Origin of the sequence: Roseomonas genomospecies 6, assembly GCF_008365375.1 — a bacterium.
GTDB lineage: Bacteria > Pseudomonadota > Alphaproteobacteria > Azospirillales > Azospirillaceae > Azospirillum.
On record NZ_QOKW01000007.1, the window covers coordinates 195,888 to 216,345 of the forward strand.

Genomic DNA, 20,458 nt, shown 5'->3' on the forward strand with positions numbered 1-20,458 from the left:
TCTGGCGTCGGAACCGGGCGGGCCCACCCACCGGCGCGGAAGAACGGGTCATGCGAGTCTACGCACGACAGCTCTACGATCATCTCCCTTACCTGCGCCGCTACGCGCGCGCGCTGACCGGAGCGACCGAACGCGGTGACGATCTGGTGACGCGCTGCGTCGAGGTCGCCGTGATGGCCCCGTCGCGCTTCGGGTTGGAATCGGACGCGCGCGTGCCACTCTACGCCCTGCTGAACCTGCTGTTCGACGACGACGGGGATGGGCGCCCCGCACCGTCGCCGCACCCCATCGAACGGGCGCTGGCCTCCCTGCCGGAGGGGGAACGGCGCATGTATCTGCTCATCACGCTGGAAGGGCTGACCGTTCCCGAAGCGGCCCAGGTGCTCCAGATTTCCGCTCCGGAAGCCCAGGACCGGCTGACCACGGCGCGCGACAAGGTGCGCAACGCCCTGACCCAGCGGGTGCTGGTGGTGGAGGACAACCCGATCCTGGCGATGGAGATCGGCTCGCTGGTCACCGACATGGGCCACGTCGTCTGCGGCACCGCCAACAACGAGCAGGAGGCCCTGGAACTGCTGGAGGCCGAGAAGCCGACCCTGGCCCTGCTGGACGTCCGGCTGGCCGATGGCGGCAGCGGGGTGGAGGTCGCCCGCCGGTTGCGCCAGAAGCGCGCCATGCGGACCATCTTCGTCACCGCCTTCGACGGCGACCTGGAGGAGGCGGATGCCCGCCATCTGGGCCAGATCGTCCGCAAGCCCTTCACCAACGAGGCGATCCAGGCCGCGATCTCCCGCGCGGTCTTCATGCCCAGCCCAGTGGCGCTGGCCTGACGGAATCCGACGTAACGGTACAAAAGTAAAGGGGCGGCCCCAATGGAGCCGCCCCTTTCTTTATGCTGCCTTGTACCGTCTCGTCAGACGGTGGTCCGGCGCCCGGCGATCATGCGGTAGATGGCCAGGATGACGATGGCGCCCACGATAGCCCCGATGAAGCCGGCCCCTTCGCCCGCCCGGTACCAACCGACGGCCTCGCCCAGATAGGTGGCGACGAAGGCACCCGCGATGCCGAGCAGCGTGGTGATGATGAAGCCGCCCGGATCGCGGCCCGGCATCAGGAACTTCGCGACGACTCCGGCGAGAAAGCCGATGATGATCGTCCAGAGAATACCCATAACCTCTCTCCCTCCAGTATCGGTGTCCTCGATCCCACGCAGCCTTAACGCCCAAAACGGCGTTTGGTTCTGCCCGAAGGAGGAGCCCATTGTGGATAAACCCACCTGGAGCCCGGCCGGGAGGGAGGGAGAGGGGCGATCCTCAGCCCCGCAGGGAGCGGATGTTGGCCGCGTAGCGGTCCGGCCCGCCCGTGAATGTGGCCGTCCCGGCGACCAGAACGTCGGCCCCCGCCTCGATGGCGATGCGGGCGGTGTCGCCGTTGATGCCGCCGTCCACCTGGAGGTCGATGGGCTTGCCCAGCGCGTCGATGCGGCGGCGCAGCTCGTGGATCTTGGGAAGCTGGCTGGCGATGAAGCTCTGCCCGCCGAAGCCGGGGTTGACGGTCATGACCAGAACGAGGTCCAGGTCTTCCAGAAGATAGTCCACGGCCTCCAGCGGGGTGGCCGGGTTCAGCGACAGGCCGGCCTTCTTGCCCAGCGACTTGATGAGCTGGATCGTGCGGTGGACGTGCGGGCCGGCTTCCGGGTGGACGGTGATGATGTCGGCGCCGGCATCCGCGAAGGCGGCGATGTAGGTGTCCACCGGGGAGATCATCAGATGCACGTCGAAGGGCTTCGCCGTGTGCGGGCGCAGCGCCTTCACCACCGCCGGGCCGATGGTGATGTTGGGCACGAAATGGCCGTCCATCACGTCGATGTGGATGTAGTCGGCGCCCGCCGTGTCGACGGCGCGCACTTCCTCGCCCAGCCGGGCGAAATCGGCGGAGAGGATGGACGGGGCGATCTTGACCGGGCGCATGGCGAAATCCTCGACGTGAACGGGGCGGGGCAGGGTGGTGGAAACAGGGCGGTGGGAAAAGCCGCCTTCCCATAACATGGCTCACCCGCCGTCCCAACCCCCTCTCGCCCATCCCATAGGGCAATCGCTTGAAAGCCCTTCTCCCTCGATGGGAGATATGGGGCGCCGGTCCGGTTATGCTCGCGGATCACCGCGACCGGACCCGTCATGAAAGCCTTCGCACCGCCCGCTCCCCAGCGTCCCTGGGGGCACCGCCTGTTCTTTCCCGCCGCCGCGCTCTACGGGGCGTTGAGCGTGCCGCTGTGGGTGGCCGGCTATTTCGGCTGGCTCGGCATCGGCTGGACCCCGGCGCTGCACGCGCACGAGATGCTGATGGGCTACGCGCTGGCGGTGGTCGGCGGCTTCCTGCTGACGCGCCCGTCCGGGGCGGCGCTGTCCATCGCCTTCGCCGCGTGGCTGGCGGGACGCCTGGCGGTGCTGGGCGGCCTTCCGCCGGAGGTCGCGGCGCCGGTGGCGCTGGTCTATCCGGTGGTGCTGTTCGTGGTGGCCGGGGTGCCCTTCCTGCGCGCGGCCAAGAGCGGCCACAACATCCTCTTCGGTCCGGTGATCGGAGCCTTCGCCCTGGCCGAGTCCCTGGTCTGGTGGGGCGGTGACGGCGGACGGACGGGCGCGCTGTTCGCGCTTCATCTCGTCGGCATTCTGATGCTGGTGATGGGCGGGCGAATCATTCCGTCCGCCACGGCGGGCGAACTGCGCCGGCAGGGCGGAACTCTGGTGGAGCGCGTGCAGCCCCGCCTGGAATGGGCGGGCGTCGGCGGGGCGGTTCTTGCCGCCCTGACCATGGCCGCCGGGGACTCTTTTGGGCCGCTGGCCTGGATCGGGGCGGCGGGCGCGGCGCTGGCCGGGGTGACCGCCTGGGCGCGGCTGGCGCGCTGGCGGACGGACGCGGTGCTGAAGCGCCCGGACCTGTGGAGCCTGCATCTGGGCTATGGCTGGCTCGGCCTCGGCTGGCTGTTTCTGGGTGTCGAGCGGCTGGCCCCGCTGACCGGCGGTGCCGGCTGGCATGTGATCGGGGCGGGCGCGCTGGGCACGCTCGCCGCCTCCATGATGGTGCGCGCGACCTTGCAGCGGGAGGCGCTGCCCCCGGACTTCTCCCGGCCCGCCACCGCCGCCATTGCCCTGGTCGGATTGTCCGCCGCGCTGCGGGTCGCCGCCGCCAGCACGGCGCCGGACTGGCTGATGCCTGCCGCGGCGCTGGCCTGGGCAGCGGCGCATTTGCTGGTGCTGTGGGTGCTTCTGCGCGTGCCGAAGCGGATACGGGCCTGAACCCTTCCGCCATGCGGGGCTGCAACCACGGCTTGACGGTTCCCGCCGCAGCTTCGACACTCGACGAAACGGCCAACTCGAAGGGCCATGTCCGCAAGGGGGGATCATGAGCGACGGCGCGGAACCGGCCCGCAGCGCGGGTGTCATCGGGCTCGGCTCCATGGGGATGGGGGTGGCGCTGTCGCTGCTCCGCGCCGGCTTCCGTGTCGTCGGCTGCGACCTGGACGCCGCCCGATGCATGAGCCTCGTCACCCATGGCGGAGAGGCGGCGGGTTCGCCCGCCGACGTCGGGCGCCGGGTGAACCGCGTGATCGTCCTGGTCGCCACGGCGGAGCAGGTGGAGGAGGTGCTGTTCGGCGCGGAGGGCGTGGCCGGCACCCTGCCCAAGGGCGGTGTGGTCGTTCAATCCACCAGCATCCCGCCGGACATGGCCGCCGCGATCGGGCGCCGTCTGGCCGAGCGGGACCTGCCGATGCTCGACGCGCCGGTCGGCGGCGGGCCGGTGCGGGCCGCGGAGGGGCGCATGGTGGTCATGGCCTCCGGGCCGGAGGACGCCTTCGCGCGGGCGGAGGACCTGATCGCCGCCGCGTCGGGCACGCTGCACCGCGTGGGCACGGAGCATGGCCAGGGCTCCGCCGTGAAGGCCGTGGAGCAGATGCTGACCGGAATTCACGCCGCCGCGGTGGCGGAGGCCACGGCCTTCGGCGTCCGCGCCGGAGTCGATCCGCAACGGCTGTCCGAAATCCTCGCCGCCGGTCCCTTCCACATCCCCTCCCAAAGGCCGTTGGGGATCGTCGGGACGGATCTGGGCAACGTCATGGACGCGGCCCGGCGCATGACCGTCCCGACCCCGCTGGCCGCCTCCGCCCTGCAACTCTTCATGATGGCCGCCGCGGCGGGAATGGGACGGGAGAGCGACGGCGCGCTTGTCCGGGTTTTCGACAGGCTGGCCGGCAACCCCCAGGAGGGCTGAAGCATCATGTCATCTGCATTGAAGTCCCTGGCCTTGAAGTCCCTGGCCTTGAAGTCCCTGATCGTCACCGGCGGCGGCCGGGGCATCGGGGCGGCCGTCGCCCGGATGGCGGCGCAGCGCGGCTATGCCGTCACCTTCTCCTACATCGGCAACGCCGGGGCGGCGGAGGCCACGCTGGCGGCGATCCGCGAGGCCGGCGGGCAGGCCCAGGCCGTGAAGGGCGACGCCGCGCGGGAAGACGACATCCGCGCCCTGTTCGACGCGGCGGAGGACCGCTTCGGCCCCACCGCCGGGCTGGTCAACAACGCCGGCATCATCGGCCCCTACGGGCGGCTCGACGAGGCCGCGCCGGACGAACTGCGCCGCATGCTGGACATCAACGTGACCGGCGCCGTCCTCTGCGCGCGGGAGGCGGTGCGCCGCATGTCCACCCGCCATGGGGGGAAGGGCGGCGGCATCGTCAACGTTGGCTCCATCGCCGCCGTTCTGGGTTCGCCCAACGAGTATGTGGGCTACGCCGCCAGCAAGGGCGCGGTGGACAGCCTGACCGTCGGCCTCGCCCGCGAGGTGGCGAAGGACGGCATCCGCGTGAACTGCGTGCGGCCCGGCCTGATCGACACCGACATCCAGGTGATCCCCGGCGTCGGCAACCGGCTGGACAACCCCGCTTTGATCCCGCCCGCCGGTCGTGCGGGGACGGCGGACGAGGTGGCCGAGACCGTGCTGTGGCTGCTGTCCGACGCCGCGTCCTACGTGACCGGCGCCCTTCTCAACGTATCCGGAGGCCGCTGAGCCATGCCCGCGTCGAACCGCTTCGCCATCGGCCATCAGGACATCGTCGAGGCCGCCGGGCGGCTTGAGGGCTTCGCCGTCCGCACGCCGCTGCTGGAGAACGCCCTGCTGAACGAGCGGGCCGGCGGGCGCGTGCTGCTCAAGCCGGAAGTGCTTCAGCGCAGCGGCTCCTTCAAGTTCCGCGGCGCCTTCAACCGCCTGTCGCAACTGACGCCGGAGGAGCGCCGGGGCGGCGTGGTCGCCTGGTCGTCGGGCAACCACGCCCAAGGGGTGGCCGCGGCGGCGGCGCTTCTCGGCATGCCCGCCGTCATCGTCATGCCCAGCGATGCCCCGGCCCTGAAGATCGCCAACACCCGCGGCTACGGCGCCGAGGTGGTGCTCTACGACCGCTGGACCGAAAGCCGCGAGGCCATCGCCAAGGTCATCGCGGAGGAGCGGGGGGCCGCCATCGTGCCGCCCTACGACCACCCGCAGATCATGGCCGGGCAGGGCACGGTCGGGCTGGAGATTGCGGCCCAGGCGCAGGCCATCGGCGCGGTGCCGGACGACGTGATCGCTCCGTGCAGCGGCGGCGGCCTGATGTCCGGAGTCGCCACCGCGGTCCGCCACGCCTTTCCCGACACCCGGCTCTGGGCGGCGGAGCCGGCGGGCTTCGACGACGTGGCGCGCTCGCTGGCCGCGGGGGAGCGGGTGGAGAACGCCGCCGGGCAAAGCTCCATCTGCGACGCGCTGCTGACCCCGACGCCGGGCGCGCTGACCTTTCCGGTGATGAAGGAGCTTCTGTCCGGAAGCCTCGCCGTCACCGACGCCGAGGTGAAGGCCGCCATGGCCTACGCCTTCACCGTTCTGAAGCTGGTGGTGGAGCCGGGCGGGGCGGTGGGGCTGGCCGCCCTGCTGACGGGCAAGCTTCCCGCGGCGGGGCGCACGGTCGTGGTGGTGCTGAGCGGCGGCAACGTCGATCCTGCGACCTTCACGGATGCGCTGGCGGCGGGTTCGTGACGGCGTCGCGCTCCAGCACGTAATAGACGGCGCCGGGGGCGAACTTCCGGCGGAGCGAATCGCGGTGGTAGGCGATGTTCCACCGCGTCAGCGCGCAGGCCGCCTCGTCCAGCCGCACCAGCAGCGGATTGCCGTAGGGCAGGCGGACGCCCAGCAGCGGCCCCAGCCGCTCCGTCAGCGGGAAGGAGCAGAAGCGGCGCTGCCGCACCGTGAAGCCCAGCCGGGCGAAGCGCTCCTCCAGCCATTGGACGGGAAAACCGCGCTCGTTCGCGGTCAGGCCGCGGCGGGGACGGCGCCAGTCGCCCATGGTGCTGATCGGCTCGCGCAGGATGAACAGCCCGCCGGGGGCGGTGACGCGCGCGAACTCCGCCAGCAGCGCGCCCGCGTTCGGGATGTGGTGCAGCGTGTGAAGACAGACCGTCAGGTCGTTGGCCCCGTCCGCGCAGTCGATCCGCCCGCCCAGCGTGGGGCGGCGGTACTCGGCGGGAGTGCCGGCGATGTCGGTCCGCCAGAAGCGCTCGATGGGTTCCACGGCCAGGAAGCGCTCCACCTGCCCGGCAATGGGCGCCACGTCGTCGCCCGCCGCGCAGCCGAAGGCCAGCGCCTGCCGGAAGCGCCGCCCGGCCAGAAAGCGGAAGGCGTGCCGGTGGTTCAGCGCGTGGTATTCGTAACGGTAGCCGGGCCGGTCGGGCGCGCTGCGGGCGAAGCCCCGCGCCGGGTCCCGGGTGTCGACGCCGTACCAGTCGGCGATCCGGTCCGCGTCGAAATCGTCGCCGTAGACGGCGGCTCCGGAGAAGTACCGTTCCTCGAAACTGGCGGTCATTGACGCTGGCGCTCCGCTGGATGGACCGCGCGACGATAGCGCGCCGGTTCCGGCGGAAACATTCAGCTTGGCCGCCTAGGACGGAGGGGGAGTCCTATGGCGGAGCGGGATCGGTGGCGCGAAGGTGGCGCCTCTTAGGGAGAAGGCAGCGCCGGCACGATGTCGGTGTGGGGAAAATCCTTCCCTTTGAACAACAACGGTTCATTGGTGGCTTTCGATAGGGCGTAGGCGAAGCAATCACCGTAATTGAGCTTGGCCGGGTGTCCGCTGCCACGCCCGAAACGGCGATAGGCGTCCCGCGCCGTCCGCGCCTGCTCCTCGGTCACCGGTTCGATGATGAGCCCGGCAACGCTGACCAGCTTGTCGAAACTGCTGCTCGCAACGTCATTGCGGCTTCCGTCGATGACGATGGCCGTTTCCAGAAAATTGGCTGCCGAGATACGGTGTATCGGGGCCTTCTCAATGGCGAACGCATAATCCGCCGCATCCGGTTCGCTGCGTAGGATCGCAACCAGGGCTGACGTGTCCACGATCATCGTGGCAGCCCCTTGTCGTCGTACAGAAGATCACCGTGGTCGGCAGAGCGGTAGGGTTCCTTCAGGCGGGGCGCGCATTCACGTCCGATGTCCAGCAAACGATCGGCCAAGCCAGTGCTCTGCTCGCTGCGCAGCCGGTCGAGGCGTTCGCGAAGCGCCTGGGTGACGACGGTGGACATGCTCTCGCCGGTCAGGGCGGCGAGTTGTTCCGCCAGCCGTTGCGCTTCCTCGTCCTTGATGGTCAGTCCCATGTGCGGGTCCCTCCCCGGCGCCGGTAAACGGCATTTCTACCACCGGGCGCCCGAGCGCTCAACGTGGGCCGAGCGCTGGTCCCTCACCGCTTCACAACCGGATGTCGCTCTGGAACAGCCCGAGGTCGAGGTGCTCCATCGGGGTGCGGCGGGCGCGGCGGCGGCTGAAGCGCTGGACGGCGTCGCGGGCGCGGCCGATGAGGGCGGCGTAGTTCTTCAACGTGGTCGGCATATCCGTTCGTCCCGGTCTGTTTGGAACTTGAACGGACAACAGCTATGCCGGGTTCATGTGACAGATTCCATCGCGCCTGAATCCTTCCTCCGGAACGCCGCTCCGCGCCGTCTGTTCGAAGGGGAATACCCCCAATGGCACCCGCAAACCATGGTGAGGAGGCTGCGATGAGCGGCGTTCTGAGGGCCGTCATCTTCGATGTGGACGGCACGCTGGTCGACTCGGTGGATCTGCACGCCCACGCCTGGGTGGAGGCGATCCGGCATTTCGGCTACCACGCGGAATTCGACGCGGTGCGCTCGCAGATCGGCAAGGGCGGCGACCAGTTGATGCCCGTCTTCGTGCCCGAAAAGGATCTGGCCCGCGTCGAGGACGATCTGGACCATTTCCGGCACGAGCTGTTCGCCCGCAAATACATGCCGAAGGTCCGCGGCTTCCGCCGGGTGCGCGGCCTGTTCCAGCATCTGCACGCCGAGGGGCTGCGCATCGCGCTCGCCTCCTCGGCCAAGGGGGACGAGTTGGAGCACTACAAGCGCGCGGCGGAGATCGGCGATCTGGTGGATGTGGAGACCTCGTCCGACGACGCGGAGCGGTCGAAGCCCCATCCGGACATCTTCGAGGCGGCGCTGGAAAAGCTGGGACTGCCGGCGGAGGCGGCGGTGGTGGTGGGCGACAGCCCCTGGGACGCGAAGGCCGCCGGGCGGGCCGGGCTGACGGTGGTGGGCGTGCTGTGCGGCGGCTTCGCGGAGCAGGACCTGCGCCGGGCCGGCTGCGCGGAGATCTTCCGTGATCCGGAAGACCTCCAGCGCCGCTTCGCCTCCAGCCTCATCGGGAAACGCAGTCCACGTGCGATGGGCCTTTCTCAGTCTGGTGGGTCTCAGCCGGGGCGGCCGTCGGCCCGCGGAGCCAGCAGGATGGGGGCATAGACGTACAGGTAGCAGGCGAAGGCCGCGATCCAGGCCGCACCGGCGCCTTCCAGGGCCATCCAGTAGAGGCCGCCCGGCAGTTCGGGCGCCAGCACCCGCAGCAGCGCCGCGGCGGTCAGCAGGACATAGGCGGCCACGGTCGGGCGGGTCACCACCAGCATCCGCCCGGTGTGGCCGAGCGAGGCGCGGGTCATCACCGCCACGATCATGGTGGCGAAGGCGCCCGCCGTCAGGGCATGGACCCAGGCGGAGGCATCGATGCCCGCGCCCAGCAGATGCGCGGCCTTCAACGCCAGCGCCGCCGGCACCCAGGCGTAGCCGAGATGCAGCACCCAGAGGATCGGCTGGTCCAGTGTCTTCGCCGGCTGCCATCCCGCCAGCCGCACTGCATGGGCCAGAGCCGCGACGAGCGCCAGCAGGCCGGCGGCGACGCTGCCCGGCAGGGCAAGGTCGGCGGGGATCATCAGCAGCGTGGAGACGAGGGTCACCTTCTCAACCCAGGGGCGGGAGACGACGGTGCCGTCCAGCCCGCGCAGGCGCAGCGCGTTGCGGGTGAAGGCCGGGACGATGCGCCCGCCGATCACCGCAACCATCATCAGGACCACGCCGATGGCCAGCGTCTCGCCCAGAGCGGTGCCGCCGGACAGCACACCCAGCCAGTCCAGGTGGAACAGCAGGTTGGCGGCGGTCAGCAGGCCAAGCAGGACGAGAAAGGCGGTGTTGCGGATCTTGCCCGCCGCCACCAGCGGCCCGGCCAGCGCGACGCCGAGCGCCGGCAGGAAGGCGAGGTCGAGGATGGCCGCAACGGGCAGAGGCACACCCAGGAAGGGCAGCAGGGCCAGCCGCCCGGCCAGCCACAGCCCGGTCAGCCCGGCGAGCGGCAGGCCGGACAGGGCCTTCGTTCCCGTCCAGCTCGGCACCGCGGTCAGCAGGAAGCCGGCCACGGCGGCGATGACGAAGGCGAACAGCATCTCGTGCGCGTGCCAGGACGCCGCCGGGACGGCGCCGTCCGGCCAGGACCCCGTCGCCAGCACGGCGATCCAGGCGGCCAGCAGAACGGGCGCGGCGAGGCCGGACAGCAGAAAGAAGGGCCGGAACCCGTAGGCGAAGATCAGGGGGACCGGAGGACGGTCCGGTCGGTCGGCAACGGAACTGGTCATGGCGTTTCCCGCGCGTTGGAGGCATCGGTCATGCCGTCACACTGCGCCGGGGGCGGTCCCCCTTCTTTGACCGCCGTCAAACAGAACCCGCCGCGCCGGAGAAAATGCCGGAGAAAAGCGCCGTCAGACCGTGATGCCGTTCTCGGCCATCAAACGCTTCAGCGCGTCGCGGGCCGGACCGTCCAGGATGGGCAGCCCGTCGCGGGCCGCGAGGACGAAGGCGCCGGGATCGGCCAGCGTGCGCAGGGCGAAGCCCGTCACGCGTGGCGGCCCGCTGGACAGCGGCGTGTCGTCGTAGATGGGCGAGAAGGTGCAGCCCAGCAGCATGGCGCGGGCAATCAGCGTTTCGTCCGACGAACCGCCCGACGCCGGGCTGTTGATGCCGAACAGCAGCCGTTCCGCCTCGCCGTTGGTGACGAGCCCGCGCTCCAGCAGGATGTCCACCATGGCCGACGTGGTCATCACCGGCGCGGCGCGGCCCTTCCAGCAGAAGCGCCCGTCGTCCCACCCGATGTCCAGGCAGCGGTAGATCATGTGCGGATCGGCGCCGCCGGGCGATCCGGCGACGATGTAGTTGACCCGAAGCAGTCCGTTCCACGCCCCCGCCGGTGCGACGATGCAGGAAACGCCGCGCCGGGTCAGGCGCAGATAGGTGTCGTTGATGCCCGAAGGCTCGAAATCGAACAGCATGGCTGGCTCACCTTGATCGGGGACCCCGCTCCCCTCGAACGAAAAAGGTGAGCACGGGTTCCCGCAAGGCAACATGGCCATGCGTATGGTATTCCTCTCCGCACGCGCAAAAAGGGTATAGGCAAAAGCTCAGGACTTCGGGCGGAACGCCTTGCAGACCAATGGGTCGGTGTCGATGCGCGCCGCGCCGATCAGATCGAGGCAATACGGAATTGCCGGGAAGACCGCCATCAGGCAGTCGTGAATGGCCGAAGGCTTGCCCGGAAGGTTCACGATCAGGCTGGAGCCCCGGATTCCCGCGGTCTGGCGCGACAGGATGGCGGTCGGCACCACGGTCAGGCTGACCGACCGCATCAGCTCCCCGAAGCCGGGCATCATCTTTTCGCAAACCCGCTCCGTCGCCTCCGGCGTCACGTCCCGCGGGGCGGGGCCGGTGCCGCCGGTGGTGACGATCAGACCGCAGCCCTCCCGGTCGGCCAGCTCGATCAGCGTGGCGGCGATGCCGTCGAGGTCGTCGGGGATGACGCGGACCACCGGTTCCCATGGGGAGGCGACGATGCGCTCCAGCTCTTCCCGGATGGCCGGACCGCCCTTGTCCTCGTAGATGCCCCGGCTGGCCCGGTCGGACACGGTGACGATGCCGATGCGGGCGGGGTTCGGAGAGGTCATGGGCGGCGGTCCTCGGCGATGCTCAGGGGGGCGCTGGCGGTGTCTAGTTGCCCGGCCCCAGGAACACGCTCCTGTAGCTGTCCCGGTCGCCGTTGTTCGTGTCGGTCAGCTCGAAGGTGACCGGGGTGGAGGTTTCCGGCACGGAGTCGCGCGGAACCGTGACGTAGACGCGGTATGTCGCCACGCTGTCCGGAGAGGCGGAGATGTGGCTGCTCGCGCTGCCGCTGTCCTGCTCGCTCTCGCCCACCACCTTCACCTCGGCCCCGGCGATGCCGTTGGCGACCAGCGCGTAGGAGCGGTCCTGCCGGGTCTTGTTGGAGACCTTGAAGGTGTAGGCGTTGCGGATGGTGCCGTCCTGAAGCGTGACGAAGAGCGGCGCGCGGTCGCGCTGCACGGCGATGTCCAGCCGGGGGCGCAGCGCGTAGCTCCAGGCCATGGCGCCGGTGATGACCAGCATCAGCAGGCCGTAGACGATGGTGCGCGGGCGGATCAGCCGCCACTGGTAGGTCTTGCCCTGGGCGCGGGTCTCCTGGGCGGCCAGGCTGTCGAAGCGGATCAGGCCCTTCGGCAGGTTCTGCGAGACCATGATGCTGTCGCAGGCGTCGGCGCACAGGCCGCAGTTGATGCAGTCAGCCTGCTCGCCCGTGCGGATGTCGACGCCGACGGGGCAGACCTGCACGCACTGGCCGCAGTCGATGCAGTCGCCGAAGCCCTTGGCCCGGCGCTCGTCCCAGTTCTGCGACTTGCGCTTCGGGCCGCGGGTGTCGCCGCGCAGCGTGTCGTAGGTGACGACGAGGCTGTGCTCGTCCAGCATCGCGGTCTGGATGCGCGGCCACGGGCACATGTAGTAGCACATCTGCTCGCGCGTCCAGCCGGCCATGACGTAGGTCATGCCAGCGAACAGGGCGAAGAAGCCCGCCGCCTCGTAGGTCGCGTCGAAGGTCAGGAGATCGGCGGCCAGCCGCGGCGCGTCGGTGAAGTAGGCGACGAAGCCGAAGCCGGTGACGACCGACAGGGCCAGCCAGCCGGCGTGCTTCCCGGTCTTGCGCAGAACCTTCTTCGCGGTCCAGGGGGCCTTGTCCATGCGGATGCGCTCCGCCCGGTCGCCTTCGAAGGCGCGCTCGATCCAGACGAACAGGTCGGTCCAGACCGTCTGGGGGCAGGTGAAGCCGCACCACACGCGCCCGGCCAGCGCCGTCGCCAGGAACAGCCCCAGCGCCGAGACGATCAGAACGCCGGTGAGGTAGTAGATCTCCTGCGGCCAGATCTCGATCCAGAAGACGAAGAAGCGCGGCGTCGTCAGGTCGAGCAGAACCGCCTGGGCCGGCGCGTCGGGGCCGCGTTCCCAGCGAATCCAGGGGGCGATGAAGAAGACCGCCAGAAGCACCCAGGTCAGGATGGTCTTCCAGCGCCGGTAGCGCCCGGAGACGGCCTTCGGGTGGATTTTCTTCTGGCTTTCGAAGAACTGGATCTTCTCAGGCGTGACAGCGCTTCCGTCGGGCATATCGTCTGCCTTGGGCTCCGGATAGGGACGCAAGACCGGACCATAGCGGACGGGACCCGAGCGCCCCTTGATCGTGATCAAGAAGTGTGCGGATTCGGAAAATCCCCAGAGACAAAAAGGATTTTCCGTTGCGCCGGTGACCGGCCGGATTGTGGCGCTGTAATACGTCTCTTGGCCGGCCGGCTCAAGCCTCGTTTCGCAATGCGGAAACGTTTCCCCCGTCCTCCGCGGCCACGACGTCGGGCTCCTCTTCCTCGGAAGCCGGGCCGGACGGGGACGGGCGGGTGACGATGTAGGCGGCCACCGCGGCCATGCAGGCCCCGGCCAGGATGGGAACCAGCGGCCCGCTGGCGGTCAGCACCACGATGGCCCAACTCACGCTCATGCCGATCAGCGCCGCCGCCTTGGCCTTGCGCGGGATCGCCCCCTGCGCCTGCCAGTCGCGCAGCAGCGGCCCGAAGCGCGGGTCCCGGTACAGACGGTCGCGCAGCGCCGGGCTGCTCTTCGCGAAGGCCCCGGCGGCCAGGAGAAGGAAGGGGGTGGTCGGCAGAAGAGGCAGCACCGTACCGGCGATCCCCAGCCCGAGCGCGGCGTAGCCCAGCGCCAGCCACAGCCGGCGCCGCAGAGGGGAGGTGCCGGCGGTCGAGCCTTCCGGATTGGCGGTCTGGTCGTCCATGGGGTGAATGTAGGCCTCTCAGATGGCCAGGACCAGCACCGCGTAGCGGGCGGCCTTGCCCGCCGTGACGAGCAGCAGGAACAGGCGGATGTCCACCCGCAGGATGCCCGCCACCAGGGTCAGCGGGTCGCCGATGAAGGGCATCCAGGCCAGCAGCAGCGACCAGACTCCGAAACGCTGGTACCAGCGCGTGGCCCGCGCCACCATGGCGCGCGGGACGGGGAACCAGCGGCGGTCCTGGAAATGCATCAGGTAACGCCCGAGCGCCCAGTTGACCACCGATCCCAGCACGTTGCCCGCCGTCGCGAACAGCAGCAGCGCCACATGATCGTAGTTGCCGGTGGCGTGCATGCCGGCCAGCAGGATTTCCGATTGGGCCGGGAAGATGGTCGCGGCCAGGAACGCGGTCAGGAACAGCCCGCCGTAAGCGGCAAACTCGGACATGCGGCGGTCGGTCCTTTCCGGGGGTGAGCGAAGGCTAGAACATGGGGGCGGGGAACGGAATGCGGGAGGCGCCATGTGCAGCCGCAGCGAACTGGTGTAGATTCAGGTCGTGTCGATGGAGGACGCTCGGACCGGCCCCTCGCCAAGGGCGCCGCCGGGGGTGACGGAAGGGAGTGCTCGCGGATGGCCGCTGCCGGGCTTGCCCGCTTCGATGCCGGTGGGCGCCTGCTTTGGGCGAACGCCGCTTTTCGGGAGCGCCTGGGCGTGCGTGCGGGGGACAGCCTCGGCTCCCTTCTGGCGGCGGCCCTGCCGAGCGGCGCCATCGCCGGGGCGGCGGACCGCCTGCGCGCCGGGCAGTCCATGACGCTCGCGGCTCCGCCGGGCGGAGGGCGTGCGGTGCTGATCCCCGCGGAGGGCGAGGACGGCGAACTTGTGCTGACTCTTGCCCCCGATGGCGCCCCCGATGGCGCCGCCAATGGCGCCGTTTCGGCGCCTGCGCCGGAGACCTCGTTCGTCGGGCTGGAGGATCTGCTGGGCGACCGGGCTGGGGAGGCGGAGCGGCAGATCATGCAGGCCATCGCCGTTCCCCTGGTGGTGACGCGGCTGGCCGACGGTCTGGTGATGGCGGTCAACCAGCCCGCCGGCCTGCTGTTCGAGGTGCCGCTCGATGGCGTCGTGGGGTGCAGCTTCGCCAAGTCCTATTACGCCGATCCGGCGGAGCGGGACCGGCTGCTCGCCGCCCTGCGCGACGGGGCGGGTTGCGTGGACGGATTCGAGACCCGGCTGCGCCGGCCCGACGGCAGCGACCTGTGGGCGATGGTGTCCGCCCGGCTGTTCCGCTTCCAGGGCGCGGACGCCATGCTGGCCTGCATCAGCGACATCTCCGCCCGCAAGCGCACCGAACAGGCGCTGGAGGTCCAATGGGACCAGACCAGGGCCGTTCTGAACGGGCTGGGCCAGGGCGTGATGGCCTTCGACCGGGGGCTGCGCCTCGTCGCCTGGAACGTGCGGGCGGCGGAGCTTCTGGGGCTGGAGCCGGAATTCCTGCGCTACCACACGCCCTACGCCGCCATCGCCTTGCGCGTCGGAGAGGGGCTGGCCTTCGGGCCGGGAAGCGGGTGTCCCGCGACGGAGCCTCTCCCGTCCCGCCCGGCACTGTCGGAGCGGTCGTGGGAATGCACCCGCTCCGACGGGCAGGTGGTGGAGTGCCTGACCCGGCCGCTGCCGGACGGCGGCTTCGTCGTCACCTACACCGACGTGACCGAGCGGGCCTGCGCGGAGGAGCGCGCCCACGCCGCGCGGAAGGAGGCGGAAGGCGCGCTCCGCGACCTGAAGGAGGCGCAGGCCCACCTGATCCAGTCGGAGAAGATGGCGGCGTTGGGGTCCCTGGTGGCGGGGGTGGCGCACGAGATCAACACGCCCATCGGCATCGCCCTGACCGGCGCCTCGCTGATGGCGGAGCGGACCCGCGGCATCCGGCGCGATTTCGAGGGGGGAACGCTCCGCAAGCCCGACTTCGCCGACTTTCTCGACACGGCGGGGGAGGCGGCGCACCTGATGCTCCTGAACATCGACCGCGCCGCCCAGCTCATCCAGAGCTTCAAGCAGATCGCCGTCGATCAGGCGAGCGAGGAGCGCCGCGTCTTCGAGCTGGGCGGCTACATCGACGAGGTCCTGCGCAGCCTGGGGGTCCGAATCAAGCGGGCGGCCCACACGGTGGTGGTGGACTGTCCGGCCGATCTGGTCGTCGACGGTTATCCGGGCGCGCTGAGCCAGGTGCTGACCAACTTCGTCATGAACTCCATCGCCCACGGCTACGCGCCGGGGCAGCGGGGAGCGCTGCGCGTCGCCGTGCGCGCGGTGGGGGACGACGAGGTGGAACTGGTCTATGCCGACGACGGGCGGGGCATCCCGCGCGAGCTGCACGGCAAGGTGTTCGAGCCCTTCTTCACCACCAGCCGGGGGACCGGCGGCAGCGGGCTGGGGCTGAACATCGTCTACAACATCGCCACACGCAAGCTGAAGGGCCGCATCGCGCTGGACAGCGGGCCGGGCCGCGGCACGGCCTTCACCCTGCGCTTTCCGCGCGTCGTGCCGGCGGACGCGCCGCCGGCCTGACCGCGCTGCGATGCCCCGCGATGCATCGCAGCGCCTTGTTGCGCCTTACTGGGCCTCGACCCAGGCGATGCGCAGGATGTTGGTGTTGCCCGGGGTGCCGAAGGGGACGCCGGCGGTGATGACCAGCCGCTGGCCCTCCACCGCCAGCCCATCCTCGAAGGCGCAGCGGGCGGCCTTCTGGACCATCTCGTTGAAGTCGGCCACATCGTCGGAATGCACGCTGTGCACCCCGTAGGCGAGTTGGAGCCGCCGCGCCGTTTCCAGGTTGGCGGTCAGGCACATGATCGGCACCTCCGGACGCTCGCGCGCGGCGCGCAGGGTGGTGGAGCCGCTGGTGGTGTAGGTGACGATGGCCGCGGCCTGGATCGTGTGGGCCACCTGCCGCGCCGCCGCGGTGACGGCGTCGGTGGAGGTCCGCTGCGGGTCCGGGTGCTGGGCGTCCGTGATGGTGCGGTAGAGCGGGTCGCTCTCCACCCGGCGGGCGATGCGGTCCATCATCGACACCGCCTCGATGGGGTAGGTGCCGGTGGCCGTCTCCGCCGAAAGCATCACCGCGTCGGCCCCGTCATAGACGGCGGTCGCCACGTCCGACGCCTCGGCGCGGGTCGGGGCGGGAGAGCCGATCATCGATTCCAGCATCTGGGTGGCGACGATCACCGGCTTTCCGGCCTTGCGCGATTCGCGGATGATCCGCTTCTGGATGCTCGGCACATCCTCCGCCGGCATCTCCACGCCCAGGTCGCCGCGGGCGACCATCACGCCGTCCGACAGTTCGACGATGCGCTCCAGATGCTGGATGGCCTGCGGCTTCTCCATCTTGGACAGCAGCGCCGCCCGGCCCGCAACCAGCTTGCGCGCCTCGGCCACGTCCTCGGGCCGCTGCACGAAGGACAGCGCCACCCAGTCCACCCCCTGGTCCAGGGCGAAGGCCAGATCCTCCAGATCCTTCTCGGTCAGCGGGGACAGCGGCAGGACGACCCCCGGTACGTTCACGCCCTTGCGGTCGGACAGGCGGCTGCCGGACAGGACGACGCAATCGGCGTGGTCCGGCCCGCAATCGACGACCCGCAGGCGGACCTTGCCGTCGTCCACCAGCAGCTCCGCCTGCGGCTCCAGCGCCGCGAAGATTTCCGGATGGGGAAGGCCGACGCGGGCCGCGTCGCCCGGTTCGGTGGAGAGGTCCAGCCGGATGCGGTGTCCCGCCTCGATGTCGATCGGACCCTTCGCGAAGGTGCCCAACCGCAGCTTCGGCCCCTGGAGGTCGGCCATCACGGCGATGGGGTGGTCGATCTCCGCTTCCAGGGCGCGCAGCGTGGCGAGGCGTTGCCCATGGTCTTCGTGGGTGCCGTGGCTGAAGTTCAGCCGGAAGACGTCCACGCCCGCCTCGAACAGCGCGCGGATCTGCTCCGGCGTGGAGGTGGCCGGCCCCAGCGTGGCGACGATCTTGGTCAGGCGGAAGCGGCGGAAGGGGATGCCTTTGCGGATCATGGGTCTGCCTTCTGAGGTGGCCAATCGGGGTGAACGCTTTCGGGCGGGTCCGGTCATCTCAAAATCTGCCGTCCGGCTTGTCAACCGCGGCGAACCTCCCCACAATGGCCGGGCGCCGGGAAAAGCACGGTACCGCGCAGAACGGCCTTGACAGAATTTCGGCTTTTTCTATAGTCGCACCCTCCCGCGGCCCACAGGGCCTTCGGGAGACATTGTGCGTCCCGCATCCGGGCTTCGCCTTCGGCGTTCCGTCCGGATCGGGGATCAATCGGTGTGTAGGCGGCCCATGAGGGCTGCCGTTGAGATATCGAGGAGAGCAGGCGTGGCGCGTATCGCTGGCGTCAACATCCCCGCGCAGAAGCGCGTGGAGATTGCGTTGACCTACATTCATGGCATCGGCCAGTTCAAGGCCAAGGAAATCTGCGCGAAGCTGGCCATCCCGGCGGAGCGTCGTGTGAACCAGCTCACGGACGATGAGATTCTCAAGATCCGCGAGACCATCGACGCCGACTACCGCGTCGAGGGCGACCTGCGCCGTTCGGTCGCGATGAACATCAAGCGTCTGATGGACATGGCCTGCTACCGCGGCCTGCGTCACCGCAAGGGCCTGCCGGTCCGCGGCCAGCGCACCCACACGAACGCCCGCACCCGCAAGGGTCCGGCCAAGCCGATCGCCGGCAAGAAGAAGTAAGAGGACGCACGGACCATGGCCAAGCCCTCCGCCGCTTCGCAGCGTCTTCGCCGCCGCGAGCGCAAGAACATCACCGCCGGCGTCGCCCATGTGAACGCCTCCTTCAACAACACGATGATCACCATCACCGACGCGCAGGGCAACACCATCGCCTGGTCGTCGTCGGGCACGATGGGCTTCAAGGGTTCGCGCAAGTCGACCCCCTACGCCGCCCAGGTCGCCGCCGAGGACGCGGGCCGCAAGGCCCAGGAGCACGGCATGAAGACCCTCGAGGTCGAGGTGAAGGGGCCGGGTTCGGGCCGTGAGTCGGCGCTGCGCGCCCTCCAGTCGATCGGCTTCCAGATCACCTCGATCCGCGACGTCACGCCGATTCCGCACAACGGCGTCCGTCCGCCGAAGAAGCGTCGCGTCTAAGAAGCATCGCTACTCCGCACCCGCGGGGACCCGCCGTTCCGGGACAGGCGCCGCAGCCATCGCGGCGCCATCGGATGGGAACGGTTGGTCCCCGCGTACGTGTGTCCATCCCGATGGCATGAGGTAATACCGTGGCTCTTCAGAAGAACTGGCAGGAACTGATCAAGCCGAACAAGCTGGACATCCAGCCCGGTGACGACGCCGACCGCACGGCGACCGTCGTGGCCGAGCCGCTGGAGCGTGGCTTCGGCCTGACTCTGGGCAACGCGCTGCGCCGCGTCCTGCTCTCCTCGCTCCAGGGTGCCGCCGTCACGTCGATCCACATCGACGGCGTGCTGCACGAGTTCTCCTCCATCCCCGGCGTGCGCGAGGACGTGACCGACATCGTCCTCAACATCAAGTCGATGGGCCTGCGCATGGGCGGTGACGGCCCGAAGCGCATGCGCCTGCGCGCCGAAGGCCCCGGCGAGGTGAAGGCCGGCATGATCGAGACCGGTGCGGACATCCAGGTGATGGACCCGGATCTGGTCATCTGCACGCTGGACTCCGGCGCCCGCCTGAACATGGAACTGACGGTCGAGACCGGTAAGGGCTACGTCCCGGCCAGCCAGAACCGTCCGGAAGACGCCCCGATCGGCCTGATCCCGGTCGATGCGCTGTTCTCGCCGGTCCGCAAGGTGTCCTACAAGGTCGACAACGCCCGCGTCGGGCAGGTCACCGACTATGACCGCCTGTCGATGGTCGTCGAGACCAACGGCGCCGTGAAGCCGGACGACGCGGTGGCGCTTGCCGCCCGCATCCTTCAGGACCAGCTTCAGCTCTTCATCAACTTCGAGGAGCCGACCCACGCGGTCGCCGAGGAGAAGCACGAGGAGGTTCCGTTCAACAAGAACCTGCTCCGCAAGGTGGACGAGCTGGAACTGTCGGTCCGTTCGGCCAACTGCCTCAAGAACGACAACATCGTCTACATCGGCGATCTGGTGCAGAAGACGGAGGCGGAGATGCTCCGCACGCCGAACTTCGGCCGCAAGTCGCTGAACGAGATCAAGGAAGTGCTGGCCCAGATGGGTCTGCACCTGGGTATGGAAATCCCGAACTGGCCGCCCGAGAACATCGAAGAGCTGGCCAAGCGTCTGGAAGAGCCGTACTAAGTCTCGCGTGTTTTATTGCCCCCTCCCTAACCCTCTCCCGCGAAGCGGGGGAGAGCCGGGGAGGGGGCCAGTGTTCCCAGGGCCACTGACCGGCCCGCCCCGCGCCGTACCAGCCCCAGGCTTGGGCGGTCGGGTTCACCATCGGCTCCCCGAGGGGGGCCACGCCATGAAGGAGGACCGTCATGCGTCACGGCGTTTCCGGACGTAAGTTCAGCAAGACCACCAGCCACCGCAAGGCCATGTTCTCGAACATGGCGAACGCGCTCATCAAGCACGAGCAGATCAAGACCACCCTGCCGAAGGCGAAGGATCTGCGCCCGATCGTCGAGCGTCTGATCACGCTCGGCAAGAAGGGTGGCCTCGCCAACCGCCGTCTGGCCTTCGCGCAGCTCCGCGACGACGCGATGGTGACCAAGCTGTTCACCGTGCTGGCCGACCGCTACAAGGACCGCCAGGGCGGCTACAGCCGCGTCCTGAAGGCCGGCTTCCGCTACGGCGATGCCGCCGCCATGGGCGTGATCGAGCTGGTCGACCGTGACGTCGCCGCCAAGGGCCAGGATTCCGGCCCGGTGGAGATCAAGGAAGAGGCCGAGGCCGAGGGCTGAGCCCACGGTTGAGCTTTTGT

Annotated in this window: 24 protein-coding genes; 11 read left to right on the top strand and 13 right to left on the bottom strand. The window is 69.6% G+C overall.

The genetic code is table 11. From position 1 onward, the window contains the following. Window positions 1-50 precede the first annotated feature (50 nt). On the top strand, window positions 51-830 hold the full coding sequence (locus tag DS843_RS11865; protein WP_149469081.1) for a response regulator: 780 nt from the start codon (window positions 51-53) through the stop codon (window positions 828-830). Window positions 831-913: 83 nt separating this feature from the next. On the opposite strand, the gene DS843_RS11870 is transcribed toward DS843_RS11865, so the two are convergent. Both DS843_RS11870 and rpe read right to left on the bottom strand, forming a co-directional pair. Continuing rightward, window positions 914-1,171 (bottom strand): GlsB/YeaQ/YmgE family stress response membrane protein, encoded by a 258-nt coding sequence (locus DS843_RS11870; RefSeq protein WP_149469082.1) that lies wholly within the window; start codon window positions 1,169-1,171, stop codon window positions 914-916. A gap of 142 nt (window positions 1,172-1,313) precedes the next feature. After that, window positions 1,314-1,970 carry a ribulose-phosphate 3-epimerase gene (rpe, locus tag DS843_RS11875; RefSeq protein ID WP_149469083.1) on the bottom strand — a complete coding sequence of 219 codons (657 nt, stop codon included), beginning with the start codon at window positions 1,968-1,970 and terminating at the stop codon, window positions 1,314-1,316. Window positions 1,971-2,177: 207 nt separating this feature from the next. Between rpe and DS843_RS11880 the strand changes: the two genes are divergently transcribed. From DS843_RS11880 to DS843_RS11895, 4 genes are all read left to right on the top strand, one after another. Continuing rightward, window positions 2,178-3,296, top strand: coding sequence for an NnrS family protein (locus DS843_RS11880; protein WP_149469084.1), 1,119 nt, complete (start codon window positions 2,178-2,180; stop codon window positions 3,294-3,296). Window positions 3,297-3,402: 106 nt separating this feature from the next. Then, complete coding sequence (locus DS843_RS11885) at window positions 3,403-4,269, top strand: NAD(P)-dependent oxidoreductase (protein ID WP_149469085.1); 867 nt, start codon at window positions 3,403-3,405, stop codon at window positions 4,267-4,269. Between the two features lie 6 nt (window positions 4,270-4,275). Further along, complete coding sequence (locus tag DS843_RS11890) at window positions 4,276-5,061, top strand: SDR family oxidoreductase (RefSeq protein WP_167525273.1); 786 nt, start codon at window positions 4,276-4,278, stop codon at window positions 5,059-5,061. A 3-nt stretch (window positions 5,062-5,064) separates the two neighbouring features. Beyond that, a complete protein-coding gene (locus DS843_RS11895; protein ID WP_149469086.1) occupies window positions 5,065-6,060 on the top strand; it encodes a threonine ammonia-lyase in 996 nt (331 codons plus the stop codon). Here DS843_RS11895 and DS843_RS11900 read toward each other — a convergent pair. From DS843_RS11900 to DS843_RS31160, 4 genes are all read right to left on the bottom strand, one after another. Continuing rightward, complete coding sequence (locus DS843_RS11900; protein WP_149469087.1) at window positions 6,032-6,883, bottom strand: class I SAM-dependent methyltransferase; 852 nt, start codon at window positions 6,881-6,883, stop codon at window positions 6,032-6,034. The genes DS843_RS11895 and DS843_RS11900 overlap by 29 nt on opposite strands. A 134-nt stretch (window positions 6,884-7,017) precedes the next feature. After that, entirely contained in the window at window positions 7,018-7,419 is a 402-nt protein-coding gene (locus tag DS843_RS11905) for a type II toxin-antitoxin system VapC family toxin (RefSeq protein ID WP_149469088.1), read from the bottom strand. Further along, window positions 7,416-7,670: a type II toxin-antitoxin system VapB family antitoxin gene (locus tag DS843_RS11910; RefSeq protein ID WP_149469089.1), complete on the bottom strand. Its 255-nt coding sequence runs from the start codon at window positions 7,668-7,670 to the stop codon at window positions 7,416-7,418. The genes DS843_RS11905 and DS843_RS11910 overlap by 4 nt, the downstream gene beginning before the upstream one ends. Before the next feature lie 91 nt (window positions 7,671-7,761). Next, window positions 7,762-7,902: a hypothetical protein gene (locus DS843_RS31160; protein ID WP_167525274.1), complete on the bottom strand. Its 141-nt coding sequence runs from the start codon at window positions 7,900-7,902 to the stop codon at window positions 7,762-7,764. A gap of 167 nt (window positions 7,903-8,069) precedes the next feature. Between DS843_RS31160 and DS843_RS11915 the strand changes: the two genes are divergently transcribed. Next, a complete protein-coding gene (locus tag DS843_RS11915) occupies window positions 8,070-8,828 on the top strand; it encodes an HAD family hydrolase (protein WP_149469090.1) in 759 nt (252 codons plus the stop codon). Here the strand turns inward: DS843_RS11915 and DS843_RS11920 are convergent. From DS843_RS11920 to DS843_RS11945, 6 genes are all read right to left on the bottom strand, one after another. Beyond that, window positions 8,780-9,988, bottom strand: coding sequence for an NnrS family protein (locus DS843_RS11920; protein ID WP_149469091.1), 1,209 nt, complete (start codon window positions 9,986-9,988; stop codon window positions 8,780-8,782). The genes DS843_RS11915 and DS843_RS11920 overlap by 49 nt on opposite strands. Before the next feature lie 123 nt (window positions 9,989-10,111). After that, a complete protein-coding gene (locus DS843_RS11925) occupies window positions 10,112-10,678 on the bottom strand; it encodes a hypothetical protein (RefSeq protein WP_149469092.1) in 567 nt (188 codons plus the stop codon). 129 nt (window positions 10,679-10,807) lie between these two features. Next, on the bottom strand, window positions 10,808-11,347 hold the full coding sequence (gene mog, locus DS843_RS11930; protein ID WP_149469093.1) for a molybdopterin adenylyltransferase: 540 nt from the start codon (window positions 11,345-11,347) through the stop codon (window positions 10,808-10,810). Between the two features lie 43 nt (window positions 11,348-11,390). Continuing rightward, window positions 11,391-12,851: a cytochrome c oxidase accessory protein CcoG gene (ccoG, locus tag DS843_RS11935; RefSeq protein ID WP_149469094.1), complete on the bottom strand. Its 1,461-nt coding sequence runs from the start codon at window positions 12,849-12,851 to the stop codon at window positions 11,391-11,393. Between the two features lie 184 nt (window positions 12,852-13,035). Next, on the bottom strand, window positions 13,036-13,527 hold the full coding sequence (locus DS843_RS11940; RefSeq protein ID WP_149469095.1) for a YbaN family protein: 492 nt from the start codon (window positions 13,525-13,527) through the stop codon (window positions 13,036-13,038). A gap of 18 nt (window positions 13,528-13,545) precedes the next feature. Then, window positions 13,546-13,971, bottom strand: coding sequence for a YqaA family protein (locus DS843_RS11945; RefSeq protein WP_149469096.1), 426 nt, complete (start codon window positions 13,969-13,971; stop codon window positions 13,546-13,548). Between the two features lie 183 nt (window positions 13,972-14,154). Between DS843_RS11945 and DS843_RS11950 the strand changes: the two genes are divergently transcribed. Next, window positions 14,155-16,089 carry an ATP-binding protein gene (locus DS843_RS11950; RefSeq protein ID WP_149469097.1) on the top strand — a complete coding sequence of 645 codons (1,935 nt, stop codon included), beginning with the start codon at window positions 14,155-14,157 and terminating at the stop codon, window positions 16,087-16,089. A gap of 45 nt (window positions 16,090-16,134) precedes the next feature. Here DS843_RS11950 and pyk read toward each other — a convergent pair whose 3' ends face one another. Further along, window positions 16,135-17,577 carry a pyruvate kinase gene (gene pyk / locus DS843_RS11955; RefSeq protein ID WP_149469098.1) on the bottom strand — a complete coding sequence of 481 codons (1,443 nt, stop codon included), beginning with the start codon at window positions 17,575-17,577 and terminating at the stop codon, window positions 16,135-16,137. A 322-nt stretch (window positions 17,578-17,899) separates the two neighbouring features. Here pyk and rpsM point away from each other — a divergent pair, with 322 nt between their 5' ends. The 4 genes from rpsM to rplQ all read left to right on the top strand — a co-directional run bounded on the left by rpsM (window position 17,900) and on the right by rplQ (window position 20,438). Continuing rightward, on the top strand, window positions 17,900-18,268 hold the full coding sequence (rpsM, locus tag DS843_RS11960) for a 30S ribosomal protein S13 (protein ID WP_149469099.1): 369 nt from the start codon (window positions 17,900-17,902) through the stop codon (window positions 18,266-18,268). Window positions 18,269-18,283: 15 nt separating this feature from the next. Then, window positions 18,284-18,682: a 30S ribosomal protein S11 gene (gene rpsK, locus DS843_RS11965; RefSeq protein ID WP_012974490.1), complete on the top strand. Its 399-nt coding sequence runs from the start codon at window positions 18,284-18,286 to the stop codon at window positions 18,680-18,682. A 131-nt stretch (window positions 18,683-18,813) separates the two neighbouring features. After that, window positions 18,814-19,833 carry a DNA-directed RNA polymerase subunit alpha gene (locus tag DS843_RS11970; protein ID WP_149469100.1) on the top strand — a complete coding sequence of 340 codons (1,020 nt, stop codon included), beginning with the start codon at window positions 18,814-18,816 and terminating at the stop codon, window positions 19,831-19,833. A gap of 182 nt (window positions 19,834-20,015) precedes the next feature. Continuing rightward, window positions 20,016-20,438: a 50S ribosomal protein L17 gene (gene rplQ, locus DS843_RS11975; RefSeq protein ID WP_149469101.1), complete on the top strand. Its 423-nt coding sequence runs from the start codon at window positions 20,016-20,018 to the stop codon at window positions 20,436-20,438. Window positions 20,439-20,458: the final 20 nt, after the last annotated feature.